Origin of the sequence: Sphingomonas sp. SUN019 (genome assembly GCF_024758705.1) — a bacterium.
GTDB lineage: Bacteria > Pseudomonadota > Alphaproteobacteria > Sphingomonadales > Sphingomonadaceae > Sphingomonas.
This window is the reverse complement of the sequence record NZ_CP096971.1, coordinates 689738-704327: the sequence shown is the minus strand read 5'-3', so window position 1 is coordinate 704327 and position 14590 is coordinate 689738. Positions and strand designations below refer to the sequence as shown.

At 67.7% G+C, this 14590-nt stretch carries 13 protein-coding genes; 11 read left to right on the top strand and 2 right to left on the bottom strand.

From position 1 onward, the window contains the following. Positions 1-29 precede the first annotated feature (29 nt). From M0208_RS03430 to M0208_RS03420, 3 genes are read left to right on the top strand one after another with little or no spacing between them, the layout of a single operon-like run. A complete protein-coding gene (locus M0208_RS03430; protein WP_258890331.1) occupies positions 30-1400 on the top strand; it encodes a methyl-accepting chemotaxis protein in 1371 nt (456 codons plus the stop codon). A 27-nt stretch (positions 1401-1427) separates the two neighbouring features. Beyond that, positions 1428-2123 (top strand): SDR family NAD(P)-dependent oxidoreductase, encoded by a 696-nt coding sequence (locus tag M0208_RS03425; protein WP_258890330.1) that lies wholly within the window; start codon positions 1428-1430, stop codon positions 2121-2123. After that, positions 2113-3129 (top strand): 50S ribosomal protein L11 methyltransferase, encoded by a 1017-nt coding sequence (locus M0208_RS03420; protein WP_258890329.1) that lies wholly within the window; start codon positions 2113-2115, stop codon positions 3127-3129. The genes M0208_RS03425 and M0208_RS03420 overlap by 11 nt, the downstream gene beginning before the upstream one ends. A 3-nt stretch (positions 3130-3132) precedes the next feature. Here the strand turns inward: M0208_RS03420 and phhA are convergent, their stop codons facing one another. After that, positions 3133-3996: a phenylalanine 4-monooxygenase gene (phhA, locus tag M0208_RS03415; protein WP_258890328.1), complete on the bottom strand. Its 864-nt coding sequence runs from the start codon at positions 3994-3996 to the stop codon at positions 3133-3135. Positions 3997-4031: 35 nt separating this feature from the next. Between phhA and M0208_RS03410 the strand changes: the two genes are divergently transcribed. The 4 genes from M0208_RS03410 to hutC are packed head-to-tail and all read left to right on the top strand — an operon-like array spanning position 4032 to position 7995. Then, positions 4032-4685 carry a TIGR02117 family protein gene (locus M0208_RS03410; RefSeq protein WP_258890327.1) on the top strand — a complete coding sequence of 218 codons (654 nt, stop codon included), beginning with the start codon at positions 4032-4034 and terminating at the stop codon, positions 4683-4685. 21 nt (positions 4686-4706) lie between these two features. Beyond that, complete coding sequence (locus M0208_RS03405) at positions 4707-6395, top strand: copper resistance system multicopper oxidase (protein WP_258890326.1); 1689 nt, start codon at positions 4707-4709, stop codon at positions 6393-6395. Beyond that, a complete protein-coding gene (locus M0208_RS03400; protein ID WP_258890325.1) occupies positions 6392-7291 on the top strand; it encodes a copper resistance protein B in 900 nt (299 codons plus the stop codon). The genes M0208_RS03405 and M0208_RS03400 overlap by 4 nt, the downstream gene beginning before the upstream one ends. Beyond that, positions 7282-7995 (top strand): histidine utilization repressor, encoded by a 714-nt coding sequence (gene hutC / locus M0208_RS03395; RefSeq protein WP_258890324.1) that lies wholly within the window; start codon positions 7282-7284, stop codon positions 7993-7995. The genes M0208_RS03400 and hutC overlap by 10 nt, the downstream gene beginning before the upstream one ends. Here the strand turns inward: hutC and M0208_RS03390 are convergent. Continuing rightward, positions 7985-9331, bottom strand: a complete 1347-nt coding sequence (locus M0208_RS03390) for a formimidoylglutamate deiminase (protein ID WP_258893157.1) — start codon at positions 9329-9331, stop codon at positions 7985-7987. The two genes, hutC and M0208_RS03390, sit on opposite strands and share 11 nt — an antisense overlap. 64 nt (positions 9332-9395) lie before the next feature. Here M0208_RS03390 and hutI point away from each other — a divergent pair, with 64 nt between their 5' ends. Genes hutI through hutU form a run of 4 tightly spaced genes read left to right on the top strand, consistent with a single transcriptional unit; the run spans position 9396 to position 14555 of the window. Further along, on the top strand, positions 9396-10601 hold the full coding sequence (gene hutI / locus M0208_RS03385; RefSeq protein WP_258890323.1) for an imidazolonepropionase: 1206 nt from the start codon (positions 9396-9398) through the stop codon (positions 10599-10601). Beyond that, complete coding sequence (gene hutH / locus M0208_RS03380) at positions 10598-12121, top strand: histidine ammonia-lyase (protein ID WP_258890322.1); 1524 nt, start codon at positions 10598-10600, stop codon at positions 12119-12121. The genes hutI and hutH overlap by 4 nt, the downstream gene beginning before the upstream one ends. After that, entirely contained in the window at positions 12118-12903 is a 786-nt protein-coding gene (hutG, locus tag M0208_RS03375; RefSeq protein ID WP_258890321.1) for an N-formylglutamate deformylase, read from the top strand. The genes hutH and hutG overlap by 4 nt, the downstream gene beginning before the upstream one ends. Continuing rightward, positions 12900-14555, top strand: coding sequence for a urocanate hydratase (hutU, locus tag M0208_RS03370; RefSeq protein ID WP_258890320.1), 1656 nt, complete (start codon positions 12900-12902; stop codon positions 14553-14555). The genes hutG and hutU overlap by 4 nt, the downstream gene beginning before the upstream one ends. Positions 14556-14590 lie beyond the last annotated feature (35 nt).

Below are 14590 nucleotides of genomic sequence, written 5' to 3'. Positions count from 1 at the left end.
GCGCGACGCGAACGAGGCAGGGGATTGAGATGAGCGACAATAGCAGCCTGGCAATGGGCGCATGGAGCGGCGACGAACGCAGCCTGACGGAGCACGTTCGCGACTATCGCTGGGATGCCGCGGTCCTGGCGGGCTTTGCCGAGATCAGCGCGATGCTGAACGACGACGATTGGCATGATATCGCGGCGTCGTTCTGGGCGCGCTACCTGGCGCTTGATGCGACGACCCATATCCGCGGCCACTTCACCGACGAACTGCTGGCCAAGCGTACCGCGCGCAGCGCCGAATATGCGCGGATCAAATACGCCGATCCCCTGGGTGAGAAGTGGCATTCTTTGGCCATGCGGCACGCCGCTGACAGTCAGGCGTCCGGCATACCGCTGCCGGCGCTGCTCGCCGCGATGGCCAACGCTTATTCGAAGACGCTCGAACGGATCGAGGGCAAGCTGGCGGGCGACATCACGCGAATGCGGCAGCTGAGCGACTATGTTCTGCGCATGGCCCTGGTCGAAGCAGACGTCATGGCGTCGCATCTGGGGCATGCCGATGCGGCGCGCGCGCGCGATGAGCGTGTCGTGCGGGCAGCGGCGTTCCGGGAACAGATCGCGGGTGCGATCGACGGCGCTGCGGCGCTGGGCGAACGCGTGCGGGTCAAGGCGGCCGACACGTCGACGACCGCGCGCGCAGTGATGACGCGCGCGAGCGAGGTCGCAGCGGCGGCGGAACAATCGGCGGTCGCGATGCGCGATGCGGCGACGACTGCGGCGGGCCTGATCCGCGCGATCGAGGATGCGCGTGGGGAGGTGGAGGCCGCGGCGGGTATCGCGACGCGAGCCAGCGCTCAGGCGGGCGAGGCGGCGAGCACGTCGGCGGCGCTGAGCGATCATGCGCAGGGAATCGAATCGATCCTGGGACTGATCCGTCAGATCGCCGGGCAGACGAACCTGCTGGCGTTGAACGCGACGATCGAGGCGGCGCGGGCGGGCGATGCGGGACGCGGGTTCGCGGTGGTGGCGCAGGAGGTGAAATCGCTCGCCAACCAGACCGCGCGCGCGACCGACGACATCGCCGCCAAGATCGCCGCGATCCAGGCGGCGACGCGCGCGACGGTCGACACCAGCGCGGCGATCGAGGCGACCGTGGGAGAGGTGCAGGAATCCGCCGCGCGTATCCGTCGCGCGATGGAGATGCAGGCCGTGACGGTCGGCGCGATCACCGCCGCGGTCGACGAAACCGCGCTCGCCGCCGATTCGATGGCGGGCAACATCGCCGCGATCCTGCACGACGGAACGCGTTACGCGACCGACATCGACGCGCTGCGCGGCGAATTCGCGGCGATCGACGATCGGCTTGCGGCGCTGAAGGGTGCGGCGGAGGGATTTTCCGCCGACGTGGCGTAAGCCGCCGCGCGTCGTTATGGCGCGCGCATGACCAATATCCTCCTTACCGGATCGTCGCGCGGCATCGGCGCGGCGATCGCGCAGGCGCTGTCCGTTCCGGACTTGACGCTTGCCGGGCACGGCACCGCAAGCGGTATCGCCGCCGATTTCGATACGCCCGACGGGCCTGCGCATCTGTGGGATACCGCGCTGAAGAAGCTCGGCAGTGTCGATGTGCTGATCAACAATGCCGGGATCTTCGAGGCGACGCCGATCGATCTCGACGATGCCGAATGGCTGGCGGGCTGGGAGCGCACGATGCGAGTGAACCTCACCGCCTCGGCGACGCTCTGCCGTCTGGCGGTGAAGCATTGGCAGGCGCGGGGGTGTCCGGGGCGGATTGTCAACGTCGCCAGCCGCGCGGCCTATCGTGGCGATTCGCCTGCGCACTGGCATTATGCCGCGTCGAAGGCGGGGATGGTCGCGATGACCAAGACCATCGCGCGCGGCTATGCGAAGGACGGCATCCTCGCCTTCGCAATCTGTCCCGGTTTCACGATGACGGGGATGGCGGAGGATTATCTCGACAGCCGCGGCGGCGACAAATTGCTCGCTGACATCCCGCTCGGGCGCGTGGCGATGCCGGAAGAGGTCGCGGAAATGGCGCGGTGGCTGTCGCTGGATGCGCCCGCCTCGATGACCGGCGCGGTGCTCGATGTGAACGGAGCAAGCTATGTCCGATAGGCGTCATCCGACGGCTATCGGACCGGCCGGCGATGCCGCGGTCGCGGCGTCGACCGACGGCCCGGCGACGGCCGGGTCGGCGGGTTCGTGGAAGGTCACTTTGCCCTGCACCCGCACAGAGGCGGAGGCTATTGATGCGGCAGATGATCTCGCGATCGACGCAGTGCTGATGACGACCGAGGAGGTCGAGGACGACATCGAACACTGGCGGCTGGACGCTTATGTCGAGGGTGCACCGTCGGCCGCGCTGATCGAGGCGATCCGCGCCCTGGCGCCGAGCGCGGGCGATGTCGCGCCGGTCATCGTCGCGCTCGACGATGCCGATTGGGTCGCGATGAGCCAGTCCGGGCTGGAGCCGATCCGCGAAGGCCGCTTCGTCGTCCACACCAGCGCGTATCCGGTCGAGGCGTCACCGGGCGGGCGAGCGTTCCTGATCGATGCGGGTCAGGCGTTCGGGACCGGACACCACGGCACGACCTCCGGGTGTCTGGCGATGCTCGACGGCTTGGCGAGCGAGCGTTTCACGAACGTCATCGACCTCGGCACCGGTACCGGCGTGCTCGCCTTCGCCGCACGGCATCTCTGGCCTGACGCGATGGTAACCGCGACGGACATCGACGCCATCGCGATCGACGTGACGCGCGAGAATATGGTCGCGAACGATATGGCGGACATCCACCTGATCGTCGCCGATGGCGCGCGCGATCCTGCGATCGAGGCGGACGCGCCTTACGACCTGATCATCGCCAACATCTTGGCCGGGCCGCTGATCGCGATGGCGGCGGAGGTCGCCGCGATCGCCGCACCGCGCGCGATGATCGTGCTGGCGGGGCTGTTGTCGAAACAGGCGGGCGATGTAGTCGACGCCTACGCCGCGCAAGGCTGCGTCGAAACCGCGCGCGACGTGCGCGGGGACTGGACGATCCTTGGGCTCACAGCGCCTGAAACGCGCGTCGCTGGCCAGCAGAGCAACGCCGATCGCGGGGCCTGGGCGACCGATTCCTGACGGTTATCCGGCTGCCTTCTTCTTCGCATATTCCTGCGTTCCGACCGAGATCACGCGGTCGTCCGGCATGATCTGACCGACCGGAATATCGCGCTTCTCCTTCAGCCCGGCATAGAGCGGCGCGAAGTCGGTTTCGACGGTCACGCGCAGAAGTTCGTCGAACGACGGGATGACGAAATAATTCTGCTGGAAATCGTCAATCCGGTAGTCGGTTCGCATCACGCGCGCGAGGTCGAACGCGATGCGGTTGGGGCTGGCGTCGTCCAGCGCGAACTTGCTCTCGGCGAAGCTGGAGACGATTCCCGATCCATATATGCGCAGGCCCTCCGGCTCGGCGATCAACCCGAATTCGACGGTGTACCAGTATAGGCGACCAAGGTATTTCAACGCATCCAGGCTGAGCGCACGCTGCCCGCCTTGACCATAAGCGACGAGATAATCCGCGAACACCGGATCGGCGAGCATCGGGACGTGCCCGAACACGTCGTGGAAGACGTCGGGTTCCTGCAGATAATCGAGCTGGTCCGGCCGCCGGATGAAATTGCCCGCAACGAAGCGGCGGTTGGCCATGTGATCGAAGAACACGTCGTCCGGCACCAACCCCGGCACCGCGACGACCTGCCATCCGGTCAGCTTCATCAGCCGTTCGCTCAGTTCCTCGAAATCGGGGATGCCGGGTTTCGACAGCTTAAGCACGTCAAGCCCGCGCAGATACGCGTTCGATGCGCGTCCGGGCAGCAGCTTCGCCTGCCGCGCGAACAACGTGTCCCAGGTCGCGTGGTCCTGTTCGGAATAATGCGCCCAGTCCTGCGGGATGGTCCAGTCGGTCGTGGCGGGGGGCGTTTCGAGGTGCGCGGTATCGTTCATCGGCCTAGCATAGGGTTTTGCGGGACAAGTAACAAATGCGATCACTTCGGCGGCGTTACCGGTTCGCGCTGGGTGTCGTGGCGCTGATCGGCGCGTATCCGCTCGCCGGTCTGGCGGGGGGCGCGATCCCCAGCAACGCCGGGTGGCGCGCGGCGGATAACGGCGTGACGATCTATATCGAAAGCAACGGGGTCCACGTCGGGCTGATCGTTCCGAAGGTCGCGGCGGGTGTGGACTGGCGGTCTTCTTTCCCGCCGCGCGACCTGACCGATCCGCGCTACGCCGCGCACGATCACGTCGCGATCGGCTGGGGCGAGCATGACTTCTTCCTGAACACCCCGACCTGGGCCGACATTTCGCCGCGCACGATCGTGGCGGCGGCGGTCGGCAGTAACCGGACGTTGCTCCACGTCGAACATATCGCAGCACCGCACGTCGGCGGCGACGTTCGCGCGGTCGTGCTGCGGCCGGTGGAATATCGTCGGCTTGCGGCTTATGTCCGTGCGACCCTGGTCGAGCGCGGCGAACATCATCCCGGTTATGCGGGGTATGACGTATTCTATCCGGCGCGTGGGCGCTATGACGCGTACCGGACGTGCAACGCCTGGGCGGGCGATGCGCTGCGATTTGCGGGCGTTCGCGTCGGCGCGTGGACGCCGTTCCCCGCGACGGTCCTGTGGTGGTTCTGATCTGGAGTTCTTGCGTTTCCCATGACCCACAGGATCGATCGACGCGGGTTGCTGCGCGGTGCGGCGCTCACGGCTGCCGCCGCGCCGCTGTCTCCGGCATGGGCGCAAATTGTGTCGCCCGGCATCGTCGCACCACTGCCGACCGAGATCGGCCCCGACATCGCGCTGCGCATCGCTCACCAGATGATGGCGGTCGACGGCCGGCAGACCCACGCGATCGGCATCAACGGCCACGCCCCTGCGCCGCTGATCCGGCTGCGCGAAGGGCAGAACGTGCGGTTGTCGGTGACCAACGACCTCGACGAAGATTCATCGATCCATTGGCACGGACTGCTGGTGCCGTTCCAGTACGACGGCGTGCCCGGCGTCAGCTTTCCCGGCATCCCGCCGAAATCGACCTTCGCCTATAAGTTTCCGGTCCGGCAAGCGGGGACGTACTGGTATCACAGCCATTCCGGGCTGCAGGAACAGATGGGGCATTACGGCCCGATCGTCATCGATCCCGCAGGCGCCGACCCGATCGCGTCGGACCGCGAACACGTCGTGATGCTGTCCGACCACAGCCCGCTGCATCCGCACGCGATCTTCCGGAAGCTGAAGCAGCAGGGCGGGTATTTCAACTATCAGAAGCAGACATTGGCCGACCAGTTTCGCGGCGAAGGACAATCGGGCAAGGAGCGCCGCGACTGGGGCGCGATGCGGATGGACCCGAGCGATGTCGCCGACGTGACCGCATCGACCTACACCTATCTCGTCAACGGCCACGGCCCGCGCGACAATTGGACCGCGCTGTTCCGGCCCGGCGAGCGGGTGCGCCTGCGCTTCGTCAATGCGTCCGCCATGACGACGTTCAACGTCCGCATCCCCGGCCTCAAGGTCACGATCGTCCAGGCCGACGGACTGAACGTGCGGCCGGTCACGGTCGACGAATTCCAGATCGCGGTCGCCGAGACATACGACGCGATCGTCGAACCCGCCGACGACCGCGCCTATACCCTGGTCGCCGAAAGCATCGACCGGTCGGGCATGGCGCGTGCGACCCTCGCCCCGCGCGCCGGCATGACGGCCGAGGTTCCGCCGCTACGCAAACGCCCGCTCGCGACCATGAAGGACATGGGGATGGGCGCGATGGCCGGGATGGCGGGCATGGACCATTCGATGCGCGACCTCTCCGCCGCGCCCGAGGTGAAGAAGACCGCGACCGTCCAGACGATCTCCCCCATGCCGGTCGATCGCACCGGCGAACCGGGGCAGGGGCTGGAGGACGTCGGCCACAGGGTGCTGATCTATCGCGATCTGATCGCGGTCGACCGCAACCCCGACCCGCGCGCGCCCGATCGCGCGCTGCGCATCCATCTGACCGGCAATATGGAACGCTATATGTGGGCGTTCGACGGCGAGAAACTGAACGAGGTGAAGGAGCCGATCGCCTTCCGGCAGGACGAACGCGTGCGGGTGACCTTGGTCAACGACACGATGATGGGGCACCCGATCCACCTGCACGGCCATTTCTTCGAACTGGTCACCGGCCACGGCGATCACGCCCCGCGCAAGCACACCGTCAACGTCCAGCCTGGCGGCACGGTGACCTTCGACGTCACCACCGATGCGGTCGGCGACTGGGCGTTCCACTGCCACGTGCTCTATCATATGCACGCCGGGATGATGCAGGTCGTCACGGTACGCCCGCGCGACGGGACGGCGGCGTGAGGGGTGTGCTGCTGCTTGTCGGCATGATCGCGCTGGCGGGCCCGGCGGTCGGGCAGACGATGGATCATTCGACCATGCCAGGCATGAAGACCCCCGCGCCGAAACCTCCTGCGCCACCCGCCGATCCTTCCTGTCCGCCCGAGCACGCCGCGATGGGGCACTGCACCCCAGCCGCTCCCAGCGGAGACCACACCGCGCCGCCCCCCGGCAACGCGCCCGCGCCCATCGCGCCTGCTCCGACCTATGCTGACCGCGTCTGGGGTGCAGCGGCGATGCAGGAATCTCGCGAGACATTGCGCCGCGAACATGGCGGCGGCACCTTTTCGCAGATGATGGTCGACATTGCCGAATTGCAGATCCGCGACGGCCGCGACGGCTTCCGCTGGGAGGGCGAGGGCTGGTTCGGCGGCGACATCGACCGACTGGTGGTGAAAACCGAAGGTGAGGGATCGTTCGGGCAGCGGCTGGACGATGCCGAGGTCCAGGCGCTCTATTCGCGCGCGATCGGGCCGTATTTCAACCTGCAGGGCGGCGTGCGGCAGGATATTCGCCCTACGCCGTCACGCACCTATGCCGCGATCGGGGTCGAGGGCCTTGCACCATACTGGTTCGAGGTCGAGGCGCACGCCTTCGTCTCGACCAAGGGCGATCTGCTCGGTCGGTTGGCCGCCAGTTACGATCAGCGCATCACCCAGCGGCTGATCCTGCAGCCGCGTGCGGAACTCAATTTCGCGGCGCAGGACGGCGCGGGCCTGAGCGATGCCGAACTCGACCTGCGGCTCCGCTACGAGATCAAGCGCGAATTCGCCCCCTATATCGGCGTGTCGTGGGCGAGCGCAGACGGCGAGGATCGCGACGGGCTGAACCTCGTCTTCGGCGTCAGGGCGTGGTTCTGACCGCTGCGGCCCCACGCTACGCCGCGATCAAGCGGCATCTGCTGGACGCGATCCGCGACGGCGCGATGCGGCCGGGTGACCGGCTGCCGTCGGAGGCCGAGCTGGTCGCCATGTTCGGCGTCTCGCGCATGACCGCGAACCGCGCGTTGCGCGAACTGCAGGCCGAGGGGATCGTCACGCGGCGCGCGGGCGCGGGATCTTTCATCGCCGAGCCGGTGCCGATCGGCCACGTCATCGAAATCCGCAACATCGCCGAGGAAATCCGCGGCCGGGGCCACGACTATCATGCGGCGGTCGTGCAGAACCTTGCGCTGGAGGCCGACGCGCGCACCGCGGCGCTGCTGGAGGTCTTGGCGGGCACGCCGGTATTCCATTCGATCATCGTCCATCACGAAGCGGGCATGCCGCTGCAACTGGAGGATCGCGTCGTGCTGGCCGCTGTCGCGCCCGATTACGGCGCGCTCGATTTCACCGCGACCACCCCGAACGACTATTTGACCCGCGTCGCGCCGATCGAGCGTGTCGAACACCGCGTCCGCGCCGAACTGCCTGATGCCCGCACGCGCGACCTGCTCGATCTGAAAGCGGGCGATCCGGTGCTGGTGATGCTGCGCCAGACGTGGAGCGGCGGGCGGATCGCCAGCCACGCGCGGCTGACGCATCCGGGGCGGCGGTTCGAGCTGGCGGCGGCGTTTACGCCGTAAGCAGCCGCGCCGCCACTTGCGCATAGCGGCGCTCGATAGCGTCGCGGTGGACGTGCCGTCCCTCGCTAACGATCCGCCGTCCACCGCGCCACACCGCATCGACGCCGCGCGTGCGTGCGAAAATCCAGCGGTCGAGGATGGTGTCGCCGGTCGCTGAATCCTCTGCGAGCGCGACAATATCGGCGGGCGCGCCGACCGCGAGACCGCCGATCGCGCCGAGTGCCTGCGCACCCCCCGCCAGCGCCGCATCGAACAGTGCCCTTCCGGTCGACCGCCCATCCTGCGCCAGCACCGCGCGACGCCGCAGCGTCAGGCGCTGGCCATATTCCAGCAGCCGCAGTTCCTCCGCCGCATCGATCCGCACGTTCGAATCGGTCCCGATCCCGAACGCGCCGCCCCGTGCCAGATAGTCGGCGGCGGGAAAGATGCCGTCGCCCAGATTCGCCTCTGTCACCGGACACAGCCCGACGACCGCGCCCGATGCGATGATCCGCGCGAGTTCGCTCTCTTCGACATGCGTCGCGTGGATCAGGCACCAACGTTCATCGACCGGTGCGTGATCGAGCAGCCAGTCGACCGGCCGCTGCCCCGACCAGGCGAGGCATCGCTCCACCTCGCGCACCTGTTCGGCGACATGGATGTGGATCGGTGCGCCGTTCGCCAGCGTCACCAACCGGTCCAGTTCGTCGGGGGCCACCGCGCGCAGCGAATGCGGCGCGACCCCGACGATCGTGTCGGGCAGCGACCGGACTGCGGCGCGGCTCGCGTCGAGCAGGCGCGCGAACCCGTCGAGGTCGTTCACGAAGCGGCGCTGCTGCGCGGTCGCCAGCGCGCCTCCGAAATCGCTGTGCGCATAGAAAACCGGCAACAGGGTCAGCGCGATGCCGGTCTCGTCCGCCGCCGTCGCGATCGCCGCCGCCATCGCCGCCAAATCGTCATAGCCGCGGCCGTCGGGGGCGTGGTGCAGGTAATGGAATTCGCCGACGCGGGTGAACCCGGCCTCGGCCATCTCGACATAGGCCAGTGCGGCAATTGCGGCGACGTCGTCGGGGGTCAGCCGCTCGACCAGCCGGTACATCAGCGTCCGCCAGCCCCAGAAATCATCCTGCCCCGGCGCACCGGGCGCTTCGGCCAGCCCCGCCATCAACCGCTGGAAGGCGTGCGAATGGAGATTGGGCAGGCCGGGCAGGGCGACGGCGTGACTCTCGTCTTCGGCCGCGGCGCTCACGTCGCGCTCGACCCCGGCGATACGGCCATCGGCGATCGTGATGCGCACGCGCTCGGCCCAGCCGTCGGGGAGCAATGCGCTGGCAAACCACAATGTCGTCACGCTCATTTCCTCCGTCGCTTCATCGATGCCAGTATTGCCATCAGTTGTATAGACAGGTACGTGATCGAGCATGAGATGCGACACGATCTGGCGGGGCGCACGGCTTGCGACGATGGCGTCCGACGCGTCGGGAATCGGCCGAATCGAAGACGGCGTTATCGCCGCCAGCGACGGACGGATCATCTACGCCGGGGCGGCTGCCGACGCACCTGCGCTCGATGCGGCAACCGTCCACGATTGCGCGGGACGCTGGATCACGCCGGGCCTGATCGACTGCCATACGCACCTGATCCACGCCGGCAGCCGCGCGCGCGAATTCGCGATGCGGCTGGACGGCGTGTCGTATGAAGAGATCGCGCGGGCGGGCGGCGGCATCCTGTCAACGATGAACGCGACGCGCGCGGCGACCGAGGCCGACCTCGTCGCGACCGCCCTCCCGCGACTCGACGCGCTGATCGGGGAGGGCGTCACGACGGTCGAGGTGAAATCGGGCTACGGCCTGACGCTGGACGACGAACGCAAGATGCTGCGCGCGGCGCGGGCGTTGGGCGGAGCACGCGACGTTCGGATCGCGACGACCTTCCTCGGCGCACACGCGGTCCCGCCCGAATATTGCGGTGACGCCGACAGCTATGTCGATCTGGTCTGCGACACGATGATCCCCGCGGTCGCGGCGGAAGGGCTGGCCGATGCGGTCGACGCCTTCTGCGAGAGTATCGGCTTCACCCCGGCGCAGACCGATCGCGTGTTCGCGGCGGCGCGCGCGCATGGCTTGCCGGTGAAGCTCCACGCCGAACAACTGTCCGCCCTCGGCGGCGCATCGCTCGCGGCAAAACACGGCGCGCTGTCGGCCGATCACCTCGAATATGCGACCGACGACGATGTGGCCGCGATGGCGCGCGCCGGAACGGTCGCGGTGCTGCTGCCCGGCGCATATTATTTCATGCGCGAGACGAAGCAGCCGCCGGTCGCCGCGCTCCGCGCCGCCAATGTGCCGATCGCCATCGCCACCGATTGCAACCCGGGAACCTCGCCGCTGACCTCGCCGTTGCTGGCGATGAACATGGCCGCGACCTGCTTCCGCCTGACCGTAGACAAGGCCCTACGCGGCATGACGATCAACGCCGCGCGGGCGCTGGGGTTGGCTGATGAGATTGGTTCGCTGGAGGTCGGCAAGGCGTGCGACCTCGCGATCTGGGACGTCGATGACCCCGCCGAGCTGGTCTATCGCATCGGCTTCAACCCGCTCCACGCGCGCATTCGGAATGCTAAATGATCCTTACTCCTGCCTGCGTTTCCTATGACCAATGGCGCGCGGTCTATGAAGGCGCGGCATTCACGCTCGACCCGGCGTGCCGCGCTGGCATCGAAGAAAGCGCCGCCGCCGTCGCCCGCATCGTTGCGCGCGGCGCGCCCGTATACGGCATCAACACCGGCTTCGGAAAACTCGCGACCGTCAGGATCGAGGCGCACGACCTCGCCACGCTCCAGCGTAATATCGTATTGAGCCACGCCGCGGGCGTCGGTGATCCGATGCCCGCGGACGTCGTGCGGCTGATGATGGCGCTGAAGCTGATGAGCCTCGCGCAGGGTGTCTCGGGCGTGAAACCCGCGACAATTGCATTGCTCGAAGCGATGCTCGAACATGGCATGACGCCCGTCATTCCATCGCAGGGGTCGGTCGGTGCGAGCGGCGATCTTGCGCCGTTGTCGCACCTCGCCGCGGCGATGATCGGGATCGGCGAGATCGTTCGCAATGGCGTTGCGAAGCCTGCGGCCGAGGCGTTGGTGGATGCGGGATTGGCCCCGCTCGAACTCGGCCCGAAGGAAGGGCTGGCGCTGCTCAATGGCACGCAATTCTCCTGCGCCTATGCGCTCGCCGCGCTGTTTTCGGCCGAGCGGCTGTATCGCTCCGCATTGCTCACCGGCGTCGTCGCGACCGAGGCGGCGAAGGGATCGGACGCGCCGTTCGACCCGCGCATCCACACCGCGCGCGGGCACGCCGGACAGATCGAGACCGCCGCCGCGCTTGGCCGCATGATGGAGGGATCGGCGATCCGCGCCTCTCACCGCGAGGGCGACGAACGTGTGCAGGATCCCTATTGCCTGCGCTGCCAGCCGCAGGTGATGGGCGCGGTGCTCGATCTGCTGCGGCAGGCGGGTGCGACGCTGCTGATCGAGGCGAACGGCGTGTCGGACAATCCGCTCGTCTTCGCTGAAACCGACGAGGCGCTGTCGGGCGGCAATTTCCACGCCGAGCCCGTCGCCTTCGCCGCCGACATGATCGCGCTGGCGCTGTGCGAGATCGGGAGTCTCTCCGAACGCCGCGTCGCGATGCTGGTCGATCCGGCGCTGTCGGGTCTCCCTGCGTTCCTGACCCCGCGGCCGGGTCTCAATTCGGGTTTCATGATTCCGCAGGTCACCGCCGCGGCGCTGGTCAGCGAGAACAAGCAGAAGGCGTATCCCGCCAGCGTCGATTCGATCCCGACCTCGGCCAATCAGGAGGATCACGTGTCGATGGCGGCGCACGGCGCGCGGCGGTTGATCGGGATGGCCGCGAATGTCGAGGCGGTGCTGGGGATCGAATTGCTGACCGCTTGCCAGGGGTGCGATTTCCACGCCGGCCTGACGTCGAGCACGGTGGTCGAGCGGGTGCGCGCCTTGCTCCGCGCCGATGTGCCGACGCTGGAGGACGATCGCTACATCGCGCCGGACATGGCGGCGGCGATCGCGATGGTCGCAGACGGTCGACTGGTCGCTTGCGCCGATGCGCTGCCGGGAATTGTGGCGGCGTGAGCTGGCTCCACGTCGCGCGCGCCGATACGCCGCTGATCCTGGCGTTTCCGCACGGCGGGACGTATTTGCCCGAGAGCGATTTCCGATCGGACTGGATCGCGCGGCGCGACACCGACTGGCACATCGCCGCGCTGTACGATGGGCTGGTTGAGGCGACCACGATCCGCACCGACATTTCGCGCAGCATCATCGACGTGAACCGCGATCCGTCGGGAGCGTCGCTCTATCCAGGGCAGGCGACGACCGAATTGTGCCCGACGACCACCTTCGACGGCGATCCGCTTTACAGCGATGGTGCTGGCCCGGACATCGCCACGCGGCGGGAACGCTGGTTCGACCCCTATCACGCCGCGCTCGCCGCAGAGGTCGCGCGGCTCCGCAAGCTCTATGACCGCGTCGTCGTATACGATTGCCATTCGATCCGCAGCCGCATCCCGCGGTTGTTCGACGGCGAATTGCCCGAACTCAACATCGGCACGAACGGCGGCGCGACCTGCGATCCGGCGTTGACCGAAGCCGTGGCCAAGGCGGCGAGCGCGCGCAGCCACGTCGTCGATGGCCGCTTCCGCGGCGGCTGGACGACCCGCCACTACGGCCGTCCGTTGGAGGGCATCCACGCGATCCAGCTAGAGATCGCGATCCGCGCCTATCTCGACGAACCCCCTGAGATAACACCCGAAAACTGGCCGCCGCGCTACGACCCCGACCGCGCTGCGCCCCTACGCCGCGACCTCGCCCGCATCCTGAACGCCGCGCTGAACTTCGCGAAAGGCCCCACATGACCCGCCTCGACAACAGCCGCCATATCGTCGCGCCGACCGGTCCGATCCGCAGCGCAAAGAGCTGGCAGACCGAGGCGGCGCTGCGGATGCTGATGAACAACCTAGACCCCGCGGTCGCCGAAAACCCCGCCGAACTGGTCGTCTATGGCGGCATCGGCCGCGCCGCGCGCGACTGGGACAGTTTCGACCGGATCGTCGAGACGCTGCGGCGGCTGGAGGATGACGAAACCCTGCTGGTCCAGTCGGGCAAGCCGGTCGGCGTGTTCCGCACGCACAAGGATGCGCCGCGCGTGCTGATCGCCAATTCCAACCTCGTGCCGAAATGGGCGACGTGGGAGCATTTCCACGAGCTCGACGCGAAGGGTCTGGCGATGTACGGCCAGATGACCGCGGGATCATGGATCTACATCGGCACGCAGGGCATCGTGCAGGGCACGTACGAGACATTCGTCGAGATGGGCCGCCAGCATTACGGCGGCGACCTGTCGGGGCGCTGGATCCTGACCGGCGGGCTGGGCGGGATGGGTGGCGCGCAGCCGCTGGCGGCGGTGATGGCGGGCGCGTCGTGCCTGGCGATCGAATGCCAGCCGAGCCGGATCGAAATGCGGCTGGCGACCGGCTATCTCGATCGGCAGGCGGAGACGCTGGACGAGGCGCTGGCGCTGTTGACGGGGGCGAACGCGCCGGTTTCGGTCGGGCTGGTCGGCAATGCGGCGGAGATTTTTCCCGAACTCGTCCGGCGCGGCGTTCGTCCTGATGCGGTAACCGACCAGACTTCGGCGCATGATCCGCTCAACGGCTATCTGCCGGTCGGCTGGACGCTCGATCGCTGGGCGCGCGAGCGCGAGAGCGACCCCGCCGCGGTCGAACGTGCGGCCAAGCAATCGATGGCGATTCACGTTCGCGCGATGCTCGATTTTCAGAAGATGGGCGTGCCGACGTTCGATTACGGCAACAACATCCGGCAGGTCGCGTTCGACGAAGGCGTCGCCGACGCCTTTGCCTTCCCCGGCTTCGTCCCGGCCTATATCCGTCCCTTGTTCTGTCGCGGCGTCGGGCCGTTCCGCTGGGCCGCGCTGTCGGGCGATCCGGAGGACATCGCGCGCACCGATGCGAAGGTGAAGGAACTGCTTCCCGACGACGCGCACCTTCACCGCTGGCTCGACATGGCGGCGGAGCGCATCCGCTTTCAGGGCCTGCCCGCGCGTATCTGCTGGGTTGGTCTCGGCGATCGCCACCGGCTCGGCCTGGCGTTCAACGAGATGGTTGCGAGCGGCGAGTTGAAGGCCCCGATCGTGATCGGCCGCGACCACCTCGATTCGGGATCGGTCGCCAGCCCCAATCGGGAGACTGAGGCGATGGCCGACGGATCGGACGCGGTCAGCGACTGGCCGCTGCTCAACGCCCTGCTCAACACCGCGTCAGGCGCGACCTGGGTGTCGCTGCACCACGGCGGCGGAGTCGGCATGGGCTATTCGCAGCATTCCGGCATGGTCATCGTCGCCGACGGCACCCCCGATGCCGCACGCCGGCTGGAACGCGTCTTGTGGAACGACCCTGCGACGGGCGTCATGCGCCACGCCGATGCGGGTTACGATATCGCCCGCGACTGCGCGCGCCAGAAGGGTCTCGACCTGCCGAGCCTCGCCTGACGGTTGACCGATCGCCCGCCTCTGTGGCAGGCGAC

Excerpts from the sequence above, each read along its gene's own strand:
- M0208_RS03410 (WP_258890327.1), top strand. The coding sequence starts at position 4,032 with ATGCGATCACTTCGGCGGCGTTACCGGTTCGCGCTGGGTGTCGTGGCG.
- M0208_RS03405 (WP_258890326.1), top strand. The coding sequence starts at position 4,707 with ATGACCCACAGGATCGATCGACGCGGGTTGCTGCGCGGTGCGGCGCTC.
- hutI (WP_258890323.1), top strand. The coding sequence starts at position 9,396 with ATGAGATGCGACACGATCTGGCGGGGCGCACGGCTTGCGACGATGGCG.
- phhA (WP_258890328.1), bottom strand. The coding sequence starts at position 3,996 with ATGAACGATACCGCGCACCTCGAAACGCCCCCCGCCACGACCGACTGG.
- M0208_RS03390 (WP_258893157.1), bottom strand. The coding sequence starts at position 9,331 with ATGAGCGTGACGACATTGTGGTTTGCCAGCGCATTGCTCCCCGACGGC.
- hutH (WP_258890322.1), top strand. The coding sequence starts at position 10,598 with ATGATCCTTACTCCTGCCTGCGTTTCCTATGACCAATGGCGCGCGGTC.
- M0208_RS03425 (WP_258890330.1), top strand. The coding sequence starts at position 1,428 with ATGACCAATATCCTCCTTACCGGATCGTCGCGCGGCATCGGCGCGGCG.
- M0208_RS03430 (WP_258890331.1), top strand. The coding sequence starts at position 30 with ATGAGCGACAATAGCAGCCTGGCAATGGGCGCATGGAGCGGCGACGAA.
- M0208_RS03420 (WP_258890329.1), top strand. The coding sequence starts at position 2,113 with ATGTCCGATAGGCGTCATCCGACGGCTATCGGACCGGCCGGCGATGCC.
- hutU (WP_258890320.1), top strand. The coding sequence starts at position 12,900 with ATGACCCGCCTCGACAACAGCCGCCATATCGTCGCGCCGACCGGTCCG.